This window comes from Luteimonas pelagia, assembly GCF_054776035.1.
This window is the reverse complement of record NZ_BAAHCG010000001.1, coordinates 199,345-222,661: the sequence shown is the minus strand read 5'-3', so window position 1 is coordinate 222,661 and position 23,317 is coordinate 199,345. Positions and strand designations below refer to the sequence as shown.

Annotated in this window: 19 protein-coding genes and 1 pseudogene; 5 read left to right on the top strand and 15 right to left on the bottom strand. The window is 72.4% G+C overall.

Going from position 1 to position 23,317, the window contains the following annotated elements:
* Positions 1–28 precede the first annotated feature (28 nt).
* From ACYU7H_RS01040 to ACYU7H_RS01020, 5 genes are all read right to left on the bottom strand, one after another.
* Positions 29–799 (bottom strand): SDR family NAD(P)-dependent oxidoreductase, encoded by a 771-nt coding sequence (locus ACYU7H_RS01040; protein WP_460811776.1) that lies wholly within the window; start codon positions 797–799, stop codon positions 29–31.
* A 69-nt stretch (positions 800–868) separates the two neighbouring features.
* Positions 869–3,475, bottom strand: a complete 2,607-nt coding sequence (locus ACYU7H_RS01035) for a sensor domain-containing protein (RefSeq protein ID WP_460811774.1) — start codon at positions 3,473–3,475, stop codon at positions 869–871.
* On the bottom strand, positions 3,472–4,392 hold the full coding sequence (locus ACYU7H_RS01030; RefSeq protein WP_460811772.1) for a hydroxymethylglutaryl-CoA lyase: 921 nt from the start codon (positions 4,390–4,392) through the stop codon (positions 3,472–3,474). Before ACYU7H_RS01030 ends, ACYU7H_RS01035 begins: the two co-directional genes overlap by 4 nt.
* Before the next feature lie 31 nt (positions 4,393–4,423).
* The gene (locus ACYU7H_RS01025) at positions 4,424–6,451 is read right to left on the bottom strand and encodes an acetyl/propionyl/methylcrotonyl-CoA carboxylase subunit alpha (RefSeq protein ID WP_460811771.1); all 2,028 of its coding nucleotides are present in this window, start codon (positions 6,449–6,451) and stop codon (positions 4,424–4,426) included.
* Positions 6,451–7,236, bottom strand: a complete 786-nt coding sequence (locus ACYU7H_RS01020; protein ID WP_460811769.1) for an enoyl-CoA hydratase/isomerase family protein — start codon at positions 7,234–7,236, stop codon at positions 6,451–6,453. Before ACYU7H_RS01020 ends, ACYU7H_RS01025 begins: the two co-directional genes overlap by 1 nt.
* A gap of 147 nt (positions 7,237–7,383) precedes the next feature.
* Here ACYU7H_RS01020 and ACYU7H_RS01015 point away from each other — a divergent pair.
* From ACYU7H_RS01015 to ACYU7H_RS01005, 3 genes and pseudogenes are all read left to right on the top strand, one after another.
* Positions 7,384–7,608 (top strand): annotated as a pseudogene (locus tag ACYU7H_RS01015) (FeoA family protein); the annotation flags it as partial.
* A 104-nt stretch (positions 7,609–7,712) separates the two neighbouring features.
* The gene (feoB, locus tag ACYU7H_RS01010; protein ID WP_460811767.1) at positions 7,713–9,605 is read left to right on the top strand and encodes a ferrous iron transporter B; all 1,893 of its coding nucleotides are present in this window, start codon (positions 7,713–7,715) and stop codon (positions 9,603–9,605) included.
* The gene (locus ACYU7H_RS01005) at positions 9,605–9,841 is read left to right on the top strand and encodes a DUF6587 family protein (RefSeq protein ID WP_460811766.1); all 237 of its coding nucleotides are present in this window, start codon (positions 9,605–9,607) and stop codon (positions 9,839–9,841) included. Before feoB ends, ACYU7H_RS01005 begins: the two co-directional genes overlap by 1 nt.
* A 77-nt stretch (positions 9,842–9,918) precedes the next feature.
* On the opposite strand, the gene ACYU7H_RS01000 is transcribed toward ACYU7H_RS01005, so the two are convergent.
* The 8 genes from ACYU7H_RS01000 to ACYU7H_RS00965 all read right to left on the bottom strand — a co-directional run bounded on the left by ACYU7H_RS01000 (position 9,919) and on the right by ACYU7H_RS00965 (position 17,147).
* Positions 9,919–10,290 (bottom strand): hypothetical protein, encoded by a 372-nt coding sequence (locus ACYU7H_RS01000; RefSeq protein WP_460811765.1) that lies wholly within the window; start codon positions 10,288–10,290, stop codon positions 9,919–9,921.
* Between the two features lie 5 nt (positions 10,291–10,295).
* Positions 10,296–10,814, bottom strand: coding sequence for a bactofilin family protein (locus ACYU7H_RS00995; RefSeq protein WP_460811763.1), 519 nt, complete (start codon positions 10,812–10,814; stop codon positions 10,296–10,298).
* A 141-nt stretch (positions 10,815–10,955) separates the two neighbouring features.
* Positions 10,956–12,575: a carboxyl transferase domain-containing protein gene (locus tag ACYU7H_RS00990; protein ID WP_460811762.1), complete on the bottom strand. Its 1,620-nt coding sequence runs from the start codon at positions 12,573–12,575 to the stop codon at positions 10,956–10,958.
* A gap of 143 nt (positions 12,576–12,718) precedes the next feature.
* Positions 12,719–13,075 carry a hypothetical protein gene (locus ACYU7H_RS00985; protein WP_460811761.1) on the bottom strand — a complete coding sequence of 119 codons (357 nt, stop codon included), beginning with the start codon at positions 13,073–13,075 and terminating at the stop codon, positions 12,719–12,721.
* 205 nt (positions 13,076–13,280) lie between these two features.
* Entirely contained in the window at positions 13,281–13,673 is a 393-nt protein-coding gene (locus ACYU7H_RS00980) for a hypothetical protein (RefSeq protein ID WP_460811759.1), read from the bottom strand.
* A 205-nt stretch (positions 13,674–13,878) separates the two neighbouring features.
* Positions 13,879–15,054 (bottom strand): thiolase family protein, encoded by a 1,176-nt coding sequence (locus tag ACYU7H_RS00975; RefSeq protein ID WP_460811757.1) that lies wholly within the window; start codon positions 15,052–15,054, stop codon positions 13,879–13,881.
* Between the two features lie 264 nt (positions 15,055–15,318).
* Complete coding sequence (locus ACYU7H_RS00970; RefSeq protein WP_460811755.1) at positions 15,319–15,960, bottom strand: response regulator; 642 nt, start codon at positions 15,958–15,960, stop codon at positions 15,319–15,321.
* The gene (locus ACYU7H_RS00965; protein WP_460811753.1) at positions 15,957–17,147 is read right to left on the bottom strand and encodes a sensor histidine kinase; all 1,191 of its coding nucleotides are present in this window, start codon (positions 17,145–17,147) and stop codon (positions 15,957–15,959) included. The genes ACYU7H_RS00970 and ACYU7H_RS00965 overlap by 4 nt, the downstream gene beginning before the upstream one ends.
* A 145-nt stretch (positions 17,148–17,292) precedes the next feature.
* Here ACYU7H_RS00965 and ACYU7H_RS00960 point away from each other — a divergent pair, with 145 nt between their 5' ends.
* Entirely contained in the window at positions 17,293–17,994 is a 702-nt protein-coding gene (locus ACYU7H_RS00960) for a DUF2306 domain-containing protein (RefSeq protein WP_460811751.1), read from the top strand.
* Between the two features lie 361 nt (positions 17,995–18,355).
* On the opposite strand, the gene ACYU7H_RS00955 is transcribed toward ACYU7H_RS00960, so the two are convergent.
* Together ACYU7H_RS00955 and ACYU7H_RS00950 are read right to left on the bottom strand one after the other, a co-directional pair.
* Positions 18,356–19,513, bottom strand: coding sequence for an isovaleryl-CoA dehydrogenase (locus ACYU7H_RS00955; RefSeq protein WP_460811750.1), 1,158 nt, complete (start codon positions 19,511–19,513; stop codon positions 18,356–18,358).
* Between the two features lie 624 nt (positions 19,514–20,137).
* A complete protein-coding gene (locus ACYU7H_RS00950; RefSeq protein WP_460811748.1) occupies positions 20,138–21,238 on the bottom strand; it encodes a Glu/Leu/Phe/Val dehydrogenase dimerization domain-containing protein in 1,101 nt (366 codons plus the stop codon).
* Positions 21,239–21,473: 235 nt separating this feature from the next.
* Here ACYU7H_RS00950 and ACYU7H_RS00945 point away from each other — a divergent pair, with 235 nt between their 5' ends.
* Positions 21,474–23,036 carry a sulfotransferase family protein gene (locus ACYU7H_RS00945; protein ID WP_460811747.1) on the top strand — a complete coding sequence of 521 codons (1,563 nt, stop codon included), beginning with the start codon at positions 21,474–21,476 and terminating at the stop codon, positions 23,034–23,036.
* Positions 23,037–23,317 lie beyond the last annotated feature (281 nt).

Here is a 23,317-nt window from a genome sequence, read left to right as displayed (position 1 = left end):
TCGCTGCGCTCGGGACGACAGGGGATGGCTACTTCGGGGCCAGGCGCGTGGCGCCGTCCAGGCGGATGGTCTCGCCGTTGAGGTAGGTGTTGCCGAGGATGTAGCCGACCAGGTCCGCGAACTCCTCCGGCGTGCCCAGGCGCGACGGGAACGGGATCGACGCGGCAAGCGACTGCTGCACCGCCTCGGGCATGCCATCGACCATCGGGGTCCAGAAGATGCCCGGCGCCACGGTCATGACGCGGATGCCGAAACGCGCCAGTTCGCGCGCCATCGGCAGGGTCATGCCGACCACGCCGCCCTTGCTGGCCGAGTACGCGGCCTGGCCGATCTGCCCCTCGTACGCCGCGACCGAGGCGGTGTTGACGATCACGCCGCGCTCGCCGTCCTTGCCCGCCTCGTTGCCCTGCATCAGCGACGCCGCGGCCTTGGCGACGTTGAAGCTGCCCACCAGGTTCACCATCACGGTCGCCTGGAACTGCGAGAGCTTCATCGGGCCGTCCTTGCCCAGCACGCGGCCGGCGCCCAGGATCCCCGCGCAGTTGATCGCGGCGTTCAGCCCGCCCATGAAGTCGCGCGCGGCGGCGACATTGGCTTCGACCGCGGCCTCGTCGGTCACGTCTGTCTGCCAGAAGCGGGCGTTGCCTTCGCCGAGCGCGGCGACGGCCTCGGCGCCCTTGTCGGCGTTGACGTCGAACAGCGCGACCTTGCCGCCGGCGGCGACGACGTGGCGGGCGACGGCCAGGCCCAGGCCGGAGACGCCGCCGGTGACGATGGCGCGGGTATCTGACAGCTGCATGGGGGATCCTGCGGGACGGAAACGACACATTCTATCCGGCCCCGCCGGACGCTCGCGCCAGCGCGGGATTCAGCCGATCAGCTGCGGGCGCGGCCCGTTCCCCGGCGGCGGAAGCGCCGGCCCGAGCCGCGGCGCGATCTCGTCGGGCGTCAGGCCGGGCGCGAACAGGAAGCCCTGGCCCACGGCCACGCCCAGCCGGAGCAGGAAACGCCGCTGGGCCTCGTTCTCCACGCCCTCGGCGACGATCCCCAGGTCCAGGCTGCGCGCGATCCCGGCCACCGCCCGGCAGATCGCCGCGTCCGACTCGTTCTCCGGCACGCCCTGCACGAACAGCTGGCTGAGCTTGAGCCCGTGGATCGGCAGGCGGCGCAGGTAGTTGAGCGCGCTGTAGCCCTCGCCGAAGTCGTCGATGCTCAGCGACACCCCGAGCGCGCGCAGGCCGTCGAGCGAGTGCAGGGTGTCGGCCGCGTCCTCGATCAGCACCCGCTCGGTGAACTCGAGCTCCAGCGCGCTGCCCGGCAGGCGCGCGGCCTCGAGCGCCTGCGCCACGTGCCCGGCCAGGTCGTCGTTGCCGAACTGGCGGTAGGACACGTTGACCGCGACGCGGTCGAGCTGCAGGCCCAGGTCGCGCCAGCGGCGCATCTGCATGCAGGCCTCGCGCAATGCCCAGACGCCGATGCCGACGATGTCGCCGGTGGTCTCGGCATGGGCGATGAAGTGGCCGGGCGACATCTCGCCGAGGTGGCCGTTGCGCCAGCGGATGAGGGCCTCGACGGACAGGATCTTGCCGCTCGCCAGGTCCACCTGCGGCTGGTACACGAGGTGGAACTCGCCGCGGTCGACCGCGCGCCGCAGGTGCGTTTCCATCTGCAGCCGCTGCGATTGCTGTTCCGCCAGCTCCGGCGTGAACGCCTGCCAGCCGTTGCGGCTGCGGCGCTTGCTGTCGTACATCGCCACGTCGGCGTTCTGGATCAGCTGCTGCGGGCGGTCGCCGTCGGCCGGGGCGTGCGCCAGGCCGATGCTGGCGGTGATGCCGAACTCCTCGCCGTCCATGCGGAAGCTGGCGCCGAACGCGCGGAGCACGGCGCCGGCCAGGCGCTCCGCGCGGCCCGCGTCGTCGCCGGTCTCGCACACCACCATGAACTCGTCGCCGCCGAACCGCGCGATCAGGCCCTCCGTGCCGACGGCCTCCTGCAGCCGCTGCGCCGCGGCTCGCAGTACGCGGTCGCCGGCGCCATGGCCGAGCACGTCGTTGACGATCTTGAAGCGGTCCAGGTCGATGTACAGCACCGCGAGCCGCGACTGCACCGGATCGCGCAGGCGCTCGCCCAGTTCGGCCAGCACCGCGTCGCGGTTGAGCAGGCCGGTGAGCGGGTCGGTGCGCGCCTGCACGCGCAGCGTCTCCTCGGTCTGCTTGCGCAGGGTGACGTCCTGCAACGTGCCGTGCAGGCGGGCCGCGCTTGGGTCGCCCACCTGGCGTTCGCCGATCATCCGCAGCCACACCGTGCGGCGATCGGAGGGGTGGGCCTGCAGGTCGAGCTCGAACGGCGTGCCGTGTTCGTGCGCCGCCTTCAGGGCCGCGCGCAGGCGTCGCCCGTCGCTCTCGCGCAGGAGTCCGAGCAGGGCGTCCATGCCGCGCGGGGCGGCGGGCATGGCCGGCACGCCCAGCAGGCGCGCGGCCTCGGCCGTCAGGTGCACCTCGTCCCGTCCGGCGTCCCATTGCCAGCCGCCGATCCGGGCCAGCGCCTGCACGCGCTCGAACAGCGCGCCGTCGCGCTTGAGCGCCGTGACCTCGGTGAACAGCGAGAGCACCTGGTGGACGCGGTCGGTGCCGGGCTCGAACTGCGGGACCGCGGTGACCGACGCCCAGCTGAGCGTGCGGCGTTGCTGGTCGTAGTAGCCCAGCACGGTGTTGGCGACCGGTTGGCCGGTGCGCAGCACGCGTGCGGCGGGGAACTGGTCGGGCGCCAGTTCGCGGCCGCGCTCGTCGACGACGAGCCAGCGGTCGCCGGCGAGGATCTGCTCGAAGCCCGTGCCGGGCTCGACGCCGAACAGGCGCATGGCCGCCGCGTTCGCGTGGACGACACGGCCGGTGGCGTCGCGGACCAGCAAACCCTGGTCGATGTTCTCGATCAGGGCGCGGTAGCGCAGTTCCGCGTCGTGGCGCGCCGACAGGTCCCGCGCGACGGCGACGATGGCCTTGCGCCCCTCGAACTCGAACGCGGCCGAATGGACCTCGACCGGGAAGCGCGTGCCGTCCGCGCGCATGTTGGTGACTTCGACCACGTAGGTTTCGTTGCGGTCCAGCGTCTCGCGGACCGGCGCCAGGTGGTCGCGCGGCAGGTCCGGGTTGAGCACGTCGATCGGCTTTCCGACGATCTGGTCGCGCGGGCGCTTGTACGCCGCCATGCCGGCGCGGTTGAGGTCGAGCACGGTGCCGTCCCAGCCGATCACGCTGACCGGGTCGGGCACCGCGTCGAACAGCGCGTGGTAGCGGTCGCGCGCTGCGCTGGCCTCGGTGGTGGCCGCCAGCAGCGCGGCCTGCGCGCGGCGCAGCACGTCGCGCAGGGACGGGTCGAGGTCGGCCGCGCCGAGGGACAGGGTGATCGCGTCGAGCGCGGCGTCGACGTCCGCGGCCGCGGTGCCGTCCACCGGCCCGGGCGCGGTCGCGTTCACACCGGCTCCGGCTCCGAATCCCGCGCGGCGAGCGCCTGCGCGACCTTGCTGCCCGGCGGTCGGCCCAACCGCCCGGACAGCCAGCGGCCGGTCGCCGCGAGCGCCTCCAGGTCCACGCCGGTGTCGATGCCCAGGCCGTGCAGCATGTAGACGACGTCCTCGGTGGCCACGTTGCCGCTGGCGCCGCGGGCGTAGGGGCAGCCGCCGGTGCCGGACACGGAGGCGTCGACCACGGCCGCGCCTTCCTCCAGGCACGCGAGCACGTTGGCCAGCGCCTGGCCCCAGGTGTCGTGGAAATGGACCGCGAGCGCGTCGACGGGGACGTCGCCGGCCACCGCCCGGAACATCGCCCGCGCCCTGCCGGGCGTACCCACGCCGATGGTGTCGCCCAGCGAGACCTCGTAGCACCCCATGCCATGCAGGGAACGGGCGACCCGCACCACGTCGGCCAGCGGGACCTCGCCCTGGTAGGGGCAACCGAGCACGGTGGACACGTAGCCGCGGACGCGGACGCCGTCCGCGCGGGCCCGTTCGACCACAGGGGCGAAGCGCGCGAGCGACTCGTCGATCGAGGCGTTGATGTTCCGCCGGTTGAACGCTTCGGACGCGGCGGTGAACACCGCGACCTCCTCGACGCCGACCTCGCGGGCGCGTTCGTAGCCGGTCAGGTTGGGGACCAGCACCGGGTAGTGCACGCCGGGCCTGCGCGCGATGCCCCGGTAGACCTCGGCGGCGTCGGCCAGCTGCGGCACCCACTTCGGGCTGACGAAGCTGGTGACCTCGATCGTGGACAGGCCGCAGGCCGAGAGCCGGTCGACCAGTTCGATCTTGTCGGCGGTCGGCACATGGGCGCGCTCGTTCTGCAGCCCGTCGCGCGGGCCGACCTCGACGATGCGGACGTGGCGGGGCAGGGCCATGGGACGAGGATGCGTCCGGCGGGTCGCCGGCTCAAGCCTCGCCGACGGGTTCGAGGACGACGAGCGCGGCATCCGCCTCGACGAACTCACCCTCGGCGGCCCGGACCTCGGCCACCGTGCCGTCGCGCGGCGCCTTGAGCGCCAGTTCCATCTTCATCGCCTCCAGCACCAGCAGCTCCTGGCCCTCGGTGACCGTGTCGCCGGGGGCGGCGCGGACGACCACCACGCGGCCGGGCATCGGCGCCAGCACGCGGTCCGCGCCGGCGCCGGCGTCGCCGGCCTGGCTGCGGTAGACCTCCACCGGCGCCATGGCCAGGCGATGCGTGCCGTCGTGGACCAGGACCTGGCGCGCGTCCGCCCAGGCGCGCAGGCGCCGGCGGGTGCCGTCCAGGCGGAGTTCCAGCGCGTCGCCGTCCAGGCGCGCGGACGCGACCTCGACGTGGGCGCCGTCGATCTCCAGCCGGTAGTCGCCGGCGTGGCCGTGGGCCACGATCCGTCGCTCCTGGTCGCCGTGCAGGAACGCGATCGGGCGGGCGCCGGCGTGGCCCAGGCGCCAGCCGTCGGCGCGCGCCCAAGGCGAGCCGGGGTCGGCCGAGCCGGCGGCGCGCGCGGCGGTGTCGGCCTCCTGCCGCAGGAGGCGGGCGGTGGCCGCGGCGGCGAGCAGGTCGCGCGGCGGCATCGCGTCCGGATCCGGCAGGAATTCATCGAGGTGCCGGTCCAGGTAGCTGGTGTCGATGGTGCCGTCGACCACGGCAGGGTGGCGCGCCAGGCGTTCGAGGAACGCGATGTTCGACTTCGGGCCCTCGATCGCGCAGACGGCCAGCGCGTCGCGCAGGCGCGCCAGCGCACGCGGCCGGTCGGCGTCGTGGACGATGAGCTTGGCGATCATCGGGTCGTAGTGGATCGTGACCGTGTCGCCCTCGACCACGCCCGAGTCGATCCGCACGTGCGCGGATTGGGCGGGCAGGCGCAGGCGCTCCAGCCGGCCCGAGCCGGGCAGGAAGCCGGCCGCCGGATCCTCCGCGTACAGCCGCACCTCGATCGCGTGGCCCCGGCGTGGGATCGCGTCCTCCGCGAGCGGCAACGGCTCGCCGGCCGCCACCCGCAGCTGCCATTCGACCAGGTCCAGGCCCGTCACCATCTCGGTGACCGGATGCTCGACCTGCAGCCGCGTGTTGATCTCCATGAAGTAGAAATCGCCGAGGCTGCCGTCCTCGCGGCTTTCCACGATGAACTCCACGGTGCCGGCGTTGACGTAGTCGATGGCGCGCGCCGCCTCGACCGCCGCCTGGCCCATCGCCTGGCGCAATTCCGGCGTCATCGACGGGGAGGGCGATTCCTCGAGCACCTTCTGGTACCGCCGCTGCGCCGAGCACTCGCGTTCGCCGAGGTGGATGACGGTGCCGTGCGTATCGCCGAACACCTGGAACTCGATGTGCCGCGGGCGGGTGACGTAGCGCTCGAGCAGCACGCGGTCGCGGCCGAACGCGCCGGCCGCCTCGCGCTGGCAGCTCTCCAGCGCGGCGTTGAACTCGTCCAGCGCGCGTACCACGCGCATGCCCTTGCCGCCGCCGCCGTGCGCGGCCTTGATCATCAGCGGGAAGCCGATGCGGGCGGCCTCGCGCGCGAGCGTGGCGGGCGACTGGTCGGTGCCGTTGTAGCCCGGCACGACCGGCACGCCGGCATCCTGCATGAGGTCCTTGGCGCCGGCCTTGCTGCCCATGCGGCGCATCGAGGCCGCCTTCGGCCCGACGAACACCAGGCCGGCGGCCTCGACCGCCTCGGCGAAGTCCGCGTTCTCGCTCAGGAAGCCGTAGCCGGGGTGGATCGCCTGCGCGCCGCTGCGCCTGGCGACCTCGAGGATCGCGTCGCCGCGCAGGTAGCTGTCCTGGGGGCGCGGGCCGCCGATCGCGTGCGCCTCGTCGGCGAGGCGCACGTGCAGCGCATCGGCATCGGCGTCCGAATGCACCGCGACGGTGCGGATGCCGAGCCGGCGCGCGGTGCGGATCACGCGGCAGGCGATCTCGCCGCGGTTGGCGATGAGCAGGGTGTCGAACATCAGTCGGTCGTCCAGGCGGGCGGGCGCTTGTCCAGGAAGGCGCCGAGGCCTTCCTGGCCCTCCGGCGACACGCGCAGGCGTGCGATCAGGGCGGCATTGTCGGCGTCGAGGCGGTCGCGGTCGCCGCCCGCGGCGACGCGGCGCACCAGCTGCTTCGCCTGCGCGCTCGCCACCGGGCCGGCCTTGCGCAGCAGGTCGACCTGGCGATCGACGGCGGCGTCCAGCGCGTCGGGCTCGACCACCGCGTGCAGCAGGCCGAGGCGGCAGGCCTCGTCGGCGTCGAACATCTCGGCGGTCGCGAACAGCCGGCGCGCCTGCCGCGCACCGATCGCCTCGACGACATAGGGCGAGATCACCGCCGGCAGCAGCCCCAGCCTGCTTTCGGTGAGCCCGAACTTCGCGCCGCGCGCGCCGATGGCGATGTCGCAGCAGGCGACCAGGCCGACGCCGCCGCCGAACGCCGCGCCGTGGACGCGGGCGACGGTGGGCTTCGGCAGCTCGTCCAGGGTGCGCATCAGGCGGGCGAGGGCGAGCGAGTCGGTGCGGTTCTCGTCCTCGCTGGCGGCTGCCATGCCGCGCATCCAGTTGAGGTCCGCGCCGGCGGAGAACGACGGCCCCTCGCCGGCGAGCACCACCACCCGCACCCCGTCGTCGTCCCCCAGCGCCCGGAGCCCCTCGGTCAGGGCGGTCACCAGGCCGGCGTCGAAGGCGTTGTGCAGGCGTGGCCGGTCCATCACGACCGTGGCCACCGCGCCGTCCCTGCGCACCTGCAATGGCTCGCCCATCGACCTCTCCCCGGGGATGCGAAACGCCCAATCATAGCGGTCGCGTCCGGACGGGCCGCCGGCCGTCGCCGGAGGCGGCCCGCATGGTGCATCCGGGGGCGCCTTTGCCGCTATAATCGAGAATCATTCCTGTTCTCGGGTGCGACCGTGCAGCTGTCGCAATTGCCGCGCCGGACGGCCGCGGTCGTGCAATCGGTGGAGGCGCTGGGCGCGACCGACATGGTGGCCAGGCGCCTGCGCGAACTCGGCTTCGTCGCCGGCGAACGCGTGGAAGTGCTGGCGGTCGGGCCGTTCTCGGCCGAGCCGCTGCTGGTGCAGGTCGGCTTCACCCGCTTCGCGTTGCGGCTGGCCGAGGCGGCGCGGATCCGCGTGGTCGAGGGCGAACCTGCGGACGTGGCGGTCGCCGCATCCACGGCGGACGACGCGACGTTCCGCGAGGACGCCCTGGCCGCGCGCGCGGCCGCCGGGGTGGATGCATGACCGCCGACGCCACGTCGCTGCGCCTCGCCCTGGTCGGCAGCCCGAACTGCGGGAAGACGGCGCTGTTCAACCTGCTCACGGGCAGCCGGCAGAAGGTCGCCAACTACGCAGGCGTCACCGTCGAGCGCAAGGAAGGGCGCTTCACGTCGCCGGCCGGCCGCGACGTCGCCGTGCTCGACCTGCCGGGCACCTACAGCTTCGATGCCGCCAGCCTGGACGAGGCGGTGACGCGCGACGTCTGCCGTGGCCACTACCCGGGCGAACCGGTGCCGGACGCGCTGGTGTGCGTGGTCGACGCGACCAACCTGCGGTTGCACCTGCGCTTCGCGCTCGAAGTCCGCGCGCTGGCGCGCGAGCTCGGCCGACCGGTGCTGCTGGCGGTCAACATGATGGACGCGGCGAAGCGGCGCGGGATCGCCATCGACCTGCAGGCGCTGTCGAACGAACTCGGGATGCCGGTCGTGCCCACGGTCGCCATCCGCCGCGACGGCGCGCAGGCGCTGCTGTCGGCGCTGGACCAGGTCGCAGGCATCGCGCGTGCACCGGTCGAAGGCGTGCGCGCGACCGGTCCGTGGCAGCCGCCGGACGAGGGCGAACTGCACGCGGAGACCCGCCGGCTGCTGGCGCTGGGCGTGCGCATGCCGCGCCGCACGGCCGCGATCGACGACGCGCTCGACCGCTGGCTGCTGCACCCGGTCGTCGGCATGGCCTCGCTCGCCGCGGTGATGTTCCTGATCTTCCAGGCGGTCTATGCCTGGGCCACCCCGCTGATGGACATGATCGATGCCGGCACCGGCATGCTCGCGGGCTGGGTGGTCGACACCTTCCCGGACGGCCCGGCGACCAGCCTGCTCGCGGACGGCATCATCGCCGGCCTGGGCGGCGTCATCATCTTCCTGCCGCAGATCCTGATCCTGTTCGCCTTCATCCTCGCGCTCGAGGAATCGGGCTACCTGCCGCGCGCGGCCTTCCTGCTCGACCGGATCATGTCGAAGGCGGGGCTGTCGGGCCGGTCGTTCATCCCGCTGCTGTCGAGCTTCGCCTGCGCCATCCCCGGGATCATGGCGACGCGTTCGATCCAGGACCCGCGCGACCGGCTGGCGACCATCCTGGTCGCGCCCCTGATGACCTGCTCGGCGCGGCTGCCGGTCTACGCGCTGCTGATCGGCGCGTTCATCCCGCAGCAGTCGGTCGGCCCGTTCAACCTGCAGGGGCTGGTGCTGTTCGCGCTGTACTCGGCGGGCATCCTCAGCGCGCTGGCGGTGGCGTGGGTGATGAAGCGCTGGCGCCGCGACCGGGGCGAGCATCCGCTGATGCTCGAACTGCCCTCGTACCGCGTGCCGCATCCGCGCGACCTGCTGATCGGCCTGTACGAGCGCGGCATGATCTTCCTGCGGCGCGTGGGCGGCATCATCCTGGCGCTGACGATCCTGCTGTGGTTCCTGCTGTCGTTCCCGGCGCCGCCGGACGGCGCCGTCGGGCCGGCGATCGACTACAGCCTGGCCGGCCGGATCGGCCACGCGATGACCGCGGTGTTCGCGCCGCTGGGCTTCAACTGGCAGATCTGCATCGCGCTGATCCCGGGCATGGCCGCGCGCGAGGTGGCGGTCTCCTCGCTGGCCACCGTGTACGCGCTGTCGGCCGCCGACGACGCGGCGGCGACCGAGGCGCTGACCCCGATCATCGGCAGCGAGTGGTCGCTGGCCACCGCGCTGTCGCTGCTGGTGTGGTTCATCTACGCGCCGCAGTGCATCTCGACGCTGGCCACGATCAAGCGCGAGACCAACTCGTGGAAGCAGGTCGGCATCGCCACCGGCTACCTGTTCGCGCTGGCCTACCTGGCGTCGTTCGTGACGTACCAGGTGGCGGTGGCGCTCGGGGCGGGCTGATGGACGCCGGCCTGCTCGCGCAGCACGTGGTGGTCGGCCTCGCGGTGCTGGCGAGCGTGGTGTTCGTGGTGCGCCGGCAGTTCCCGGGCAGCGTGCGCCGGGCGCGCGTGGCCTGCGCGCTGCGCCTGCGCCGCCGGCCGACGGGCAGCCTGGCGCACCGGCTCGGGACGCGGCTCGCGCCGGCCGCGACGGCGACGTCCGCCGACGGCTGCGGCGGCTGCGACGGCTGCGACTGAAACGGAGAAGGCGGGCCACGGCCCGCCTTCGATCCAACCGGATGACGGTGCGGCCGTTGGGCCGCACCTGATCGTGCCTAGTGCCGCCCGCGCCGCCGCGCCGCGGCCCCGGTCGCCTCCGTCGCCTCGACCGAGACGCTGAAGCTGCGGGACTCGCCGGGGAACATCGCACCGACGCCGACGACCTTGCGATCGACCTCCTCGCCGCGCTCGTTCTTGATCGACACCACCATCGTGTACTCGTAGGCGCCGGACTCCGGCGCCTGGATGGTGCCCTCGACCTGCAGCGGCACCATGCGGTTCGCCGGCACCTGGCCGGCGGCCGCCGCGGAGTCGAAGCGCAGGTGCCCGCGACAGGCCGGGCAGACCGGCGAGCTGTCGAGGATGGTCGCCTTGCAGTGCGGGCACTGGCGGGTGGCGCCCGCCGTGCCCGATCGCTGGGCGTTCATGGCGCTCAGGCGTTGTCCTTGCCCTTGCCGTTGCCGTTGCCGGACGCGCCTTCCCAGCCGAACTCGACCGAGCCGCGCATGCGGGCGCCGTTGGCGACGGTGAGCGAACCGGCCTTGAGGTCGCCGGCCAGCACGCCGCCGGACAGCAGTTCGACCTGCTTGGCCGAATCCACGTTGCCCTCGAGCTCGCCGGCGATCACGACCTTCTCGGCGCGCACGCTGCCGGTGACCTTGGCGCCCGGCTCGATGGTGAGGTTGCCGCGCACGTTGACGTCGCCCTTGAACTTGCCGGCGATGCGGACATGGCCCGCGCCTTCGATCTTGCCCTCGATGGCGAGGTCGGCGGCGATCAGCGACTCCTTGCCTTCCGGCGTGCGGGCCGGGGCGGGCGCCGGCGCGGCGACGGGCGCGGGGGCGCGGTCGCTGGCGGCGTCGTTGGCCGGCTTGGCGGCGGCCGGCTCGTCGAACGCCGCGGGGGCGGGGTTCGACTTGGCGGCGGGAGCGGGTTCTTTCCAGAGAGCCATGGCGTTGGTCCTGCGTCGATGGAACGGGGAACCGGAGGCTAGCACCGCTTCACGCGGCGTTGACGCGTTCGCTTCAGGTTGCAGACAGGTGGTCCGGCGATCGCGCCTGAAGGACGTGAACCCCGTCGCAGAACATCGCGGTCACATGCGGAAGACGCCAAAACGCGTGGCGTGCGGGCCACGGTCGATCGGCGCATTCAGGCTGGCCGACAGGCCCAGGCCGAGCACCCGGCGGGTATCGGCCGGGTCGATGATGCCGTCGTCCCACAGGCGCGCGGTGGCGTACCACGGGCTGCCCTGCGATTCGTACTGCTCGCGGATCGGGGCCTTGAAGGCATCCTCCTCCTCGGCGCTCCATTCGCCGCCGCGGGCCTCGATGCCGTCGCGCTTCACCGTCGCCAGCACGCTCGCCGCCTGCTCGCCGCCCATGACCGAAATGCGCGCGTTGGGCCACATCCAGAGGAAGCGCGCGCCGTAGGCGCGGCCGCACATCGCGTAGTTGCCGGCGCCGAAGCTGCCGCCGATGACCACGGTGAACTTGGGCACGTGCGAGCAGGCCACCGCGGTGACCATCTTCGCCCCGTCCTTGGCGATGCCGGCGTTCTCGTACTTCCGCCCGACCATGAAGCCGGTGATGTTCTGCAGGAACACCAGCGGGATGCCGCGCTGGTTGCACAGCTCGATGAAGTGCGCGCCCTTGAGCGCGCTCTCGGCGAACAGGATGCCGTTGTTGGCGACGATGCCCACCGGGTACCCGTGCAGGTGGGCGAAGCCGGTGACCAGCGTCTTGCCGTAGCGCGCCTTGAACTCCTGCAGTTCGCTGCCGTCGACCACGCGGGCGATGACCTCGCGGATGTCGAACGGCCGTCGGGTGTCCTTCGGCACGATGCCGTAGAGCTCCTCGGCGGGGTAGGCGGGCTCGCGCACCGGGCGGGTGGCGACCGGCAGCACCTTGTCGCGGTTGAAGTGGCCGACGATGTCGCGGGCGACCTGCAGTGCGTGCCGGTCGTCCTCGGCGAAATGGTCGGCGACGCCGGACACCGACGTGTGCACGTCCGCGCCACCCAGGGCTTCGGCATCGACCACCTCGCCGGTGGCCGCCTTCACCAGCGGCGGGCCGCCGAGGAAGATCGTGCCCTGCTCGCGGACGATCACCGACTCGTCGCACATCGCCGGCACGTAGGCGCCGCCGGCGGTGCAGCTGCCCATGACCACGGCGACCTGCGGGATGTTCTCCGCGCTCAGCCGGGCCTGGTTGTAGAAGATCCGGCCGAAGTGTTCCCTGTCGGGGAACACCTCGTCCTGCAGCGGCAGGAACGCGCCACCGGAATCGACCAGGTACACGCACGGCAGCCGGTTCTCGCGCGCGATCTCCTGCGCGCGCAGGTGCTTCTTGACCGTCATCGGGAAGTAGGTGCCGCCCTTGACCGTAGCGTCGTTGGCCACGACCACCACTTCCTGCCCCATGACCCGGCCGATGCCGCAGACCATGCCGGCCGCGGGCGCGGCGCCGTCGTACATGTCCTCCGCGGCGAGCGGGGCGATCTCCAGGAAAGGGGAACCCGGGTCGAGCAGGGCGGTGATGCGGTCGCGGGCCAGCAGCTTGCCGCGTTCGACGTGCCTGTCGCGCGCCTTCGCGCCGCCACCCTCCGCGGCGCGCGCGAGGCGGCGGTCGAGTTCCTCGACGAGCGCCCGGTGGTAGGCCGCGTTGTCCTTGAAGTCCTGCGCGCGCGTGTCGATCGAGCTGGTCAGCGTGGGCATGCCGGTCCCGGGGATCGGAAAGGGCGCCATCGTAGCGGGCCGGGCGCACGGGGTCATGGCGCGCGGCGTCGCCGGGGTGGCGCGGGCAAAAAGAAAGGGCCCGCCGAAGCGGGCCCTTCCGATGCTGCGTTGAAGCCGGACGGTCAGTCCTGCACTTCGGCGTTGGCCTCGGCCTCGGCCTCGGCGGCCTCTTCGCTCATCTCGGCGGAGACGTCGGCGGCGCCTTCGGCGATCGCGCCGGCGGCGTTGGCCTTGCCTTCCTCGTACGCCTGCTGGACCGGGTCGGCAGCGGCGTCGACGGCGGCGGCCGCGGCGCCAGCGGCGGCGGCGGTACCGGCAGCGGCGGCCTCGCCGGCCGAAGAGGCGGCGTCACCGGCGGCGTCGGCGGCGATCTCGGCCTGGGCCTCGGCCTCGGCGGCCTCCTGCTCGGCGGTCGGCGAGTTGCAGGCGGCCAGGGCGAAGGCGCTGGCGGCGATCAGGGTGGCGAGCTTGATGTTCATTGAATACTCCTGTGTGTCGGCAGTGATTGCGTTTTGCCGGAACGCTGCCGGCGGGGCGCACTATCCTGCCTTGCCTGTAAAGGGATGTGAAGGGGAGGCCCGCGGGCGGGGCCGGTGCCAGGTGTCGGGGCGCCGGTCCGCGGGCACAAAAAAGTGCCGCCGGGAAAGCCCGGCGGCACTGGGGTGTTGCTTCGACTTGCGTCGATTACTCGCCGGTGGCGTCCGGATCCATGTCGGAATCCGTGTCCGCGCCAGCGGAGTCGGCCGCGTTCTCGGCAGCCTGCGCAGCCTGCTCGGCGGCGTCGGCGGAGTCCTCGGCAGCCTCGGCGGCGTCGGCGTTGTTCTCCATGTCGCCGGTGCCGGCGTCGGCAGCAGCGTCGGCAGCGGCGTCGGCAGCCATCGCGGCGGTGTCGGCGGCGGCCTGGGCGGCGTCGGCGGCGGCCATGTCGCCGGTACCGGCGGCGGCGTCGGCGTCCATCTGGGCCTCGGCGGCGGCGTCAGCAGCCTCGGCGGCCGAGTCGGCAGCGCGGTCCTGGTTCGAGCACGCGGCCAGGGCAAAGCCCAGGGCGACGGCAAGCAGAGCCTTGTTGATGGTCATGAGCTGGTAATCCTCGTCGTGTAGTTTGGGCAACGCGCGGTTGCGCGCCGATAACATGATGACGTGGGCCGGTCGCCTGTCAAGCGGCTACCCGTGGTTTTTTTGTAAAGCGGAAGTTAACCGAAGCGCCCCGTACGGCGGGCGTTCCGGGAGGCGAAGAAAACGTTTGCACCCACCTCCCCGGACACCCGTCCGGCGTGCTAGGTCAGGCCAGCTCGACCGCCACGGCCGTGGCCTCGCCGCCGCCGATGCACAGCGACGCCACGCCCTTCTTCCCGCCCCGCGCCTTCAGCGCGTGCAGCAGCGTGACCAGCAGGCGCGCGCCGCTGGCGCCGATCGGATGGCCGAGCGCGACCGCGCCGCCGTTGACGTTGAGCTTGTCGTGCGGGATGCCCAGGTCCTGCATCGGCGCCATGGCCACGCACGAGAAGGCTTCGTTGACCTCGAACAGGTCGACGTCGTCGACCGACCAGCCGGCCTTGTCGAGCACCTTGCGCAGCGCATCGACCGGCGCGGTGGTGAACCACTCCGGATCCTGCGAGTGCGTGGCATGCGCGACGATGCGCGCGATCGGCTTCAGGCCGCGCTTCTTCGCCTCGTCGGCGGACATCAGCACGGTGGCCGCGGCGCCGTCGGAGATCTTCGAGGACGACGCGGCGGTGAGCACGCCTTCCTTGCCGAACGCGGGGCGCAGGCCGGCGATCTTCGCGGTGTCGATCTTCCCGGGCTCCTCGTCGGTGTCGACGACGACCTCGCCCTTGCGGGTCTTGACGGTCACGGGAACGATCTCGTCCTTGAAGCCCCCTTCGGCCACCGCCTTCTGCGCGCGCTTGACGCTCTCCTCGGAGAAGGCGTCGAGCTTGGCGCGGTCGAACTTGTACGCGCTGCACGCCTGGTCGCCGAACACGCCCATCGCCTTGCCGTCGTACGGATTGGTCAGGCCGTCGTAGGCCATGTGGTCGATGAACTCCGCGGTGCCGTAGCGGATGCCGGTGCGCGCGCCGTTGACCAGGTGCGGGGCGTTCGTCATCGACTCCATGCCGCCGGCGACGACGACCGTGGCCGAGCCGGCCTTGATCATGTCGTGGCCGAGCATCACGGCCTTCATGCCGGAGCCGCAGACCTTGTTGATGGTGGTGCAGGCGGCGGCCGTTGGGATGCCGGCGGCGATGGCCGCCTGGCGGGCGGGCGCCTGGCCGAGGCCGGCCGGCAGCACGCAGCCCATGACCACCTCGTCGACCTGGTCGGGCGCGACGCCGGCATGTTCGAGCGCGCCGGTGATGGCGGCCGCGCCCAGGGTCGGGGTCGGCACGCCGGTGAACTGGCCGAGGAAGGAACCGATGGCGGTGCGCTTGCCGCCGACGATGACGATGTCGGTCATGGGGGGACTCCAGTGCGTACGTAAGGCCGGACGAAGCCGGAACCGCCCGATTATGGCCCCCGATGTTGCACCGCCGCAAACCGCGCTCCGACGGCCCCCGCAGTCCCGTAGGAGCGCCTCTACAGGCGCGATTGGATTGCCGGCGCAAGCATCGCGCGCGTAGGCGCGCTCCTACGGGGTGGCGGCGATGCGTGATTTTCGTAGGAGCGCCTCTACAGGCGCGATGGGTTGCCCGGCGCAGGCATCGCGCGCGTAGGCGCGCTCCTACAGCAGGCGCCGGGTGATGGCGTTCATGACGGCGTGTGTCCGGTCGCGGGCGTCGAGCTTCACCAACAGGTCGGACACGTAGTTCTTCACCGTGCCCTCGGACAGATGCAGGCTCCGCCCGATCTCCTTGTTGGAATAGCCACCGGCCACCAGCCGCAGGATGCTGCGCTCGCGATCGGTCAGCCGCAGCCCCGTGTCGGCCACGCCGGGCACCGAGGCACGCACCGGCCCCAGGCTCACCGGCTGCAGCAGGGTCTCGCCCGCGGCCACGCGCGCGATGGCGTCGCGCAGGTCGCCGGGCGAAGCATCTTTCAGCAGGAATCCCTGCGCGCCGGCTTCGACCGCGCGCAACATCAGGTCCTGGTCGTCGAAGGTGGTCAGCAGGATCACCGGCGTCGCGTCGCCCGCCTCGCGCAACGCGCGCACCAGGCCGATGCCCCCGATGCCCGGCATGCGGATGTCGCTGACCACCACGTCGACCGGGCGGCGGGGCAGGGCGTCCAGCAGCTGCTCCGCGTCGCCGGCCTCCAGCGCGATCTCGATGCCCAGGCCACCGAGCAGGGCCGACAGGCCGCGCAGCACCAGCGCCTGGTCGTCGCACAGCGCGATGCGGACCGGTCGGCCAGCGTCCGTCGTCATGCGGTCGACCCCGGCAGTCGTGCCAGCACGCGCACGCCACGCGGCGGCGTGGGCGCGACCTCGAGCGTGCCGCCCAGCGCCTCGATCCGTTCGCGCATGCCCGACAGGCCGTTGCCCGGGCGCAGGTGGCGGGGCGCCACGCCGTCGTTGTCCACCTGCAGCACAAGGGCGTCGGCGTCCCGGCGGACCAGGATGTCGATCCGGGCCGCCCGCCCGTGCCGGAGCGCATTGGTGGTCGCCTCCTGCGCGCAGCGCACCAGCGCCTCGGCCTGCGCGAGGTCCGCGACCCGCAGGTCGGGCGGCACGTCCACGCGGATGTCGGTACCGGGCACCGGGCGCGCCAGTGCCTCGAGCGCGCCGCGCAGCTCCAGGCCGTCATGCATGCGCAGTTCGGACACGACGCCGCGGATGTCCGCCAGCAGGTCGTCGGCCAGGCCGCGCGAAGTGGCCAGTTCCGGCCGGTCGGCCAGCGCCGCGTCGCGTTCGAGCAGGGCCAGGTTGAGCTTGAGCGCGGTGAGCTTGTGGCCGGCCACGTCGTGCAGTTCCCGCGAGAGCTTCAGGCGCTCGCCGCCGCGCGCCGATTCCTCCAGCAGGTGGCGCGTGGCCAGCAGCTCGGCGTTGACTTCCGAGAGGTGTTCGCGCTGGCGCTCGCTCATGCCTGCGTAATGGCCGGTCAGCCCGGCGAACGCCTGGAACGCGGCCACCGGCAACCACCACGACGCGACCTGCAGCAGCGTCGCGTCACCGGACAGCCAGATCGCCACGAACGCGAGGTTGAACAACGCCAGCCAGGCCACCGCGCGCCACACGGGCATCAGCAGCACCATCTGGCCCGCGACGATGATCAGCAGCACCGCGGTCTGGCCCTCGCGCAGGAACCATTCCGCGGCGACCACCAGCACGCCCTGCGCCACCGTGTTCCAGGCCGCGCCGCGGCAGTCCGCGAGCGGGTCGCGCACCGCGCGCAGCACGAAGAGCGCCAGCATGCCGGCCAGCGTGGCGAGCCCCGCCCATTCGGTGGGCGCGCCTGCGCGCAGGGCCGGCATGTCGACGGCCGCCGCGGTGATCGCCAGCCAGGTGACGTAGGCCGCCAGGCTGAGCGGGCTCGCCAACCGCTGCACGAGGCGCGTGTCCCGGTGCGTGGAGAGTTCGTTGCCGCGTTGCGGCGGGAGCGCGTGCGTCGCCATGCGGCGAGCATGGCAGCGACGGCGGCCGCCCGGAAGGCGCTGGGCGCAGGTGGTGACTTTCCTCACCCCTCGCGGGTGACGACCGGGACCTGCGGCGCGGACCGCCCGCTGCGGAGACTGGCGCCATTCCAACGGAGCCCGCGCCATGTCCGCCTACCAGGTCCTCGTCGCCGTCCATGGCGCCTCGGGCGTCGCCGCCCTCGCCACGTTCTGGACCGCCGCCTGCGCGCGCAAGGGCGGGCCGCTGCACCGGGGCGCGGGCAAGGTCTACTTCCTGTCGATGCTCGGCATTTGCGCGACCGCGGTGCCGATGACCGCCAGCTTCTTTGCGCGCGGGCAGCCTGTGACCGCGACGTTCCTCGGATACCTCGTGGTGCTCGTGGCCGCGGGCCTGTGGCTGGGCTGGCATGCGCTCCGGCTCAAGGGCGACCAGGCCGCGTTCCGCGGGCCGGCGTACCTGGCGATCCTGGTGGCCCTGCTGGCCGCGTCCGGCACGGTGCTCGCCGTCGGGTTGGCCAAGGGGCATCCGCTGCTGATCGGGTTCAGTGGCGTCGGCCTGCTGTCGGGCGTGCAGATGGCGATGCGCCGCGCGCGGCCGATGCAGGCGCGCAACTGGTGGCTCCAGGAGCACTACGGCGCGATGGTCGGCCTGGGGGCGGCGACGCACGTCGCGTTCCTCGGCATCGGGCTCAACCGGCTGGTGGAGGCGGCGGGCTGGGAGATGCCGCCGAACTTCCAGCTGGTGGCGTGGTTCCTGCCGGTCGTGGTGTCGATCGTCGCGGCGGTGCTCCTCGACCGGCGCCACAAGCCCCGCCCCCCGGTGCCCGTGCCCGCCACATCCCCGTAGGCCCGCGCCTACGGAGAGGGAGCTGTCGTAGGAGCGCCTCTACAGGCGCGATGGGTTGCCCGCGCAGGCATCGCGCGCGTAGGCGCGCTCCTACGGAAGGGGGGCTGTCGTAGGAGCGCCTCTACAGGCGCGATGGGTTGCCTGCGCAGGCATCGCGCGCGTAGGCGCGCTCCTACGGAAGGGGGGGCTGTTGTAGGAGCGCCTCTACAGGCGCGATGGGTTGCCTGCGCAGGCATCGCGCGCGTAGGCGCGCTCCTTCGGAGGGGGGCTGTTGTAGGAGCGCCTCTACAGGCGCGATGGGTTGCCTGCGCAGGCATCGCGCGCGTCGGCGCGCTCCTACGGGTGGGGTCCCGCGGCGGCCTCAGGCGTTGCCGGCGACGAGTTCGCGGCCGATCAGCATGCGGCGGATTTCATTCGTCCCCGCGCCGATCGCATAGAGCTTCGCGTCGCGCAGGATCCGCCCGGTCGGGTACTCGTTGATGTAGCCGTTGCCGCCCAGCGCCTGGATCGCCTCCAGCGCCACCTGCACCGCGGCCTCGGAGGCCTGCAGCAGGCAGGCCGCCGGGTCGATGCGCGACTGGTGCCCGGCGTCGTAGTCGCGCGCCACCTGGTAGGCGAACGCACGCGCGGACTGCAGCGCGGTGTACATGTCGGCGACCTTGGCCTGCATGATCCCGAAGCTGCCGATCGCGCGGTCGAACTGCTTGCGCTCGCGCACGTAGGGCAGGGTGATGTCCATCGCCGCCTGCATCAGGCCGAGCGGGCCGCCGGTCAGCACCAGGCGCTCGGTATTGAGGCCGGACATCAGCACCTTGACGCCCTGGTTCACTTCGCCCAGGACGTTCTCGGCCGGGATCTCGCAGTCCTCGAACACCAGCTCGCAGGTGTTCGAGCCGCGCATGCCCAGCTTGTCCAGCTTCTGCGCGGTGGAAAAACCCTTCATGCCCTTCTCGACGATGAAGGCGGTCATGGACCGGCTGCCCGCGTCCTTGCCGGCGGTGCGCATGTAGACGATGAGGACGTCGGCCTCGGGGCCGTTGGTGATCCACATCTTGTTGCCGTTGGCGACCCACGTGTCGCCCCTCTTCTCCGCGCGGCAGCTCATCGACCCGACGACGTCCGACCCCGCGCCCGGCTCGCTCATCGCCAGCGCGCCCTTCCATTCGCCGGTGCACAGCTTCGGCAGGTATTTCTCGCGCTGGGCCTGTTTGCCGTTGGCGTACAGGTTCTGCACGCAGAGGTTGGAGTGCGCGCCGTACGACAGGCCGACGGAGCCGGAGGCGCGGGAGATCTCCTCCATCGCGACCAGGTGCGCCAGGTAGCCCATCTCCGACCCGCCGAACTCTGCTGGCACGGTCATGCCCAGCAGGCCCAGTTCGCCCAGCTTCGGCCACAGGTCCTGCGGGAAGGCGTTGTCCTCGTCGATCTTCGCCGCCCGCGGCGCGATTTCGCTCTCGGCGAAGCGGCGGACCGCCTCGCGCAGGGCATCGATGTCGTCGCCGAGGGGGAAGGTGCGCATGGGGACTCCGTGGATGTTCGGACTACGGGCCACGCATCCGGCGCGGCGGGACCGCCTATTTTGCCCGAGGTTGCCGCTGGGGGGTCGCGGACCCCCTGTTGCCCAACCGTCAATCCTGCGGCTCCGCCATTCCCGCGATCCCGCCATTCCCGCGATTCCGCGATCCCGTCATTCCCGCGATCCCGTCATTCCCGCGAAGGCGGGAATCCATGGCGCGCAGGCGCCGGACGCCGTGGATCCCCGCCTGCGCGGGGATGACGGACGTAGTGCGGGGAAGCCGAATGCGGTGGACCCCGCCTGCGCGTGAATGACGAATGGGGCGCCGTCATTCCCGCGAATGCGGGAATCCATCGCGCGCAGGCGCCGAACGCGGTGGATCCCCGCCTGCGCGGGGATGACGAGCGGAACACCGTCATCCCCACGACCCCGTCATTCCCGCGAATGCGGGAATCCCTCGCGCGCAGGCGCCGGACGCGGTGGATCCCCGCCTGCGCGGGGATGACGAGCGGGACACCGTCATCCCCACGACCCCGTCATTCCCGCGAAGGCGGGAATCCATTGCGCGGGGCCGGAAACGACGACGGGGCCGATCGGCCCCGTCGTGGTGCAGCGGTGTGGCGTGGCTCAGTGACCGCGGATGCGGCCCTGGAAGCGCGGGGCGGCGCGGCCCAGCGGCAGCTTGAGCTTGCCGATGGTCTCGATCCGCTCCTCGGCCATGCGGTCGGCGGCCTTGTAGGTCGGGATACCGTCGCGCTCGGCGATCTCGAAGATGCGGGTGAGGTTGTGGTAGATCGTCCGCATCATGCGCATGGCGCGCTCGCGGTTGTAGCCGTCGATCTCCAGCGACACGTTCATGACGCCGCCCGCGTTCACCGCGTAGTCCGGGGCGTACAGGATGCCGCGCTTCTGCACCTCGTCGCCGATCGCGTTCGTCGACAGCTGGTTGTTGGCCGCGCCGCAGATCACCTTGGCCTTCAGGCGGGGCAGGGTGTCCTCGTTGACGGTGCCGCCCAGCGCGCACGGGGAGTACACGTCCACCGGCACGTCGTAGATCTCGTCCAGGCCCACGGCCTCGGCGCCGAACTCGTTGACCGCGCGGTCGACCAGGCCCTTGTTGATGTCGGTGACGAAGATCTTGGCGCCGCGCTCCTTGAGCAGCTTCACGAACTCCATGCCGACGTGGCCCAGGCCCTGCACGGCGTAGGCGTACTTGCCCACTTCCTCGTCGCCGAACTTGCGGTTCAGCGAGGCCATCAGGCCCTGCAGCGTGCCGTAGGCGGTGAACGGCGACGGGTCGCCCGAACCGCCGTGGACCTGGTGCACGCCGGTGACGTACTCGGTCTCGCGGTAGACGAACTCCATGTCGTTGACGTCGATGCCGACGTCCTCGGCGGTGATGTAGCGGCCGCCCAGCGACTCGACGAAGTGGCCGAACGCGCGGAACAGCGCCTCGGACTTGTCGGTGGCCGGGTCGCCGATGATCACGGCCTTGCCGCCGCCGATGTTCAGGCCGGCGACCGCGTTCTTGTAGGTCATGCCGCGCGACAGGCGCAGCACGTCGTTGAGCGCCTCGGCCTCCGACTTGTATGGCCACATGCGCGTGCCGCCCAGCGCCGGGCCGAGCACGGTGTTGTGGATCGCGATGATCGCCTTCAGGCCGACGTCCTTGTTGTGGCAGAACACGACCTGCTCGTGGCCGTAGGTGTCGAGGTGTTCGAAAAGCATGGAGGGCTCCGCGCGTGGACGGCCGATGCGCGCCTGGCGCTCGACGTCAACATTGGTGGGCAAGTCGTTGATTCGACAGTGGACTGCGGCGAAATCGAGGCCCGAGGCGGGCGCCGCAGGCGCAATAGTCTACAGGGATCGCCGGCGCGGGGCGTTCATGCGGCCCGCCCGCGGGACGGGCCGGGCGGGGGCCGCGCCGCCGCTACACTGCGCGTCCGCCCGTCCCGGCCGCCGCATGACGACCGCATCCCAGCAGGCCTGGCAACGGGCCGACGCGCTGTTCCGCCAGGACCGCCGGGCCGAGGCCCGTGCCGGCTTCGAGTCGCTGCTCGGCGACCCGGACTGGGTGCTGCCGGTGCAGCTGCGCCTGTCGGCGATCGCCTCGGCCGACGGGCGCCTGTGCGACGCGACCGCCGCTGCGCTGGCGGCCTTCGCCGTGCGCGAACCGGACCCGGTGCTGCTGGAGGCGCTGGCGAAGCGGCTGATCGAGGTCGGCGAACTGGAATCGGCCGTGACCTGCGCCACCGACGCGGCGCTGGCGACGTGCGACGACCCGGCCGTGCTGGCGGGCACCGGGGAACTGCTGCTCGACCAGGCGCTGCCCGCGAAGGCGCTGCCCCTGCTGCTGCGGGCGCGCCACCTCGGCGCACGCGGGCCGAAGCTCGACTACCTGCTGGGGCTGGCGCGGCTGCAAGCCGGCGATCCCGAGGGCGCGGAGCGCCACCTGCTGGCCTGCGTGGCCGCCGCGCCCGCCGCCGGCGCCGCGTGGCGCGAACTGGCCCGGCTGCGCCGCCAAACGCCGGATCACAACCACCTCGAGGCCATGCGCGCGGCGCTGGCCGGGATGCCGGACGGGCATCCCGATGCGCCGCCGCTGCACTACGCGCTGTTCAAGACGCTCGACGACCTGGGCGAGACCGAAGCCGCGTGGGCGGCGCTCGAGGCCGGCATGCGCGCGCGCCGCGCCCAGCTCGACTGGACCGAGGCCGAGGCGGTCGCCCTGCACGAGGCCCTGCTCGACACGCCGGTGGCCACGCGCGGCACGCACCGCGACGACGACGGGCCGCAACCGGTGTTCATCGTCGGGCTGCCGCGCTCGGGCACGACGCTGCTCGAGCGCATGCTGGGTGCGCACCCCGACCTCGCCGACGCCGGCGAGTTGCGCGACTTCGGCGCGCAGTTGCGCTGGATGACCGGGCTGCCGGGGCCAAACACCCCGGACGTCGGACTCATGCTGGCCGCCGAGGACATCGACCACGCCGAACTCGGCCGCCGCTACCTGGCGCATACGCGCTGGCATGCGGACGGCCGGCGGTTCTACACCGACAAGCTGCCGGCGAACGCGCTGCTGGTGGGGGTGATCGCCCGCGCGCTGCCGGCGGCGAAGTTCATCCACGTGGCGCGCGCGCCGATGGACGCGTGCTTCTCCAACCTCAAGGAGCTGTTCGGCGAGGCGTATCCGCACAGCTACGACCAGGGCGAGATGGCACGGCACTGGCTGCGGCACCGGGACCTGATGGCGCACTGGCGCGAGGCGTTCCCGGGGCGCATCCACGACGTCTCGTACGAGGCACTGGTGGCCGATCCCGAGGGCGTGGCGCGGGGGGTGTTCGCGCATCTGGGCCTGGCGTTCGATCCGTCCGTGGTCGCCGTGGACCAACGCGCCGGTGCCGTCGCCACGGCAAGCACGGCGCAGGTGCGCGAACCGATCCATGGGCGGTTCGTGGGGCAGTGGCGGCGCTACGCCGACCATCTCGGCCCCACCCGCAGCATCCTCGAGCAAGCCGGCATCCCGTAGGAGCGCCTCTACAGGCGCGATCGCCCGCGCCGGAAACCGTCGGCGGCAACTTGGCCTTGCCGTGCCCGTCGGCGCCCATGCCGATCGCCTCCGGACCCCATCGCGCGCGTAGGCGCGCTCCTACGGAAGGACGTTGCCCTTGTAGGAGCGCCTCTACAGGCGCGATGGGTGGCCTGCGTCGTCATCGCGCGCGTAGGCGCGCTCCTACGGAAGGCCGGGGCGGTTTGCCGTAGGAGCGCCTCTACAGGCGCGATGGGTGGCCTGCGTCGTCATCGCGCGCG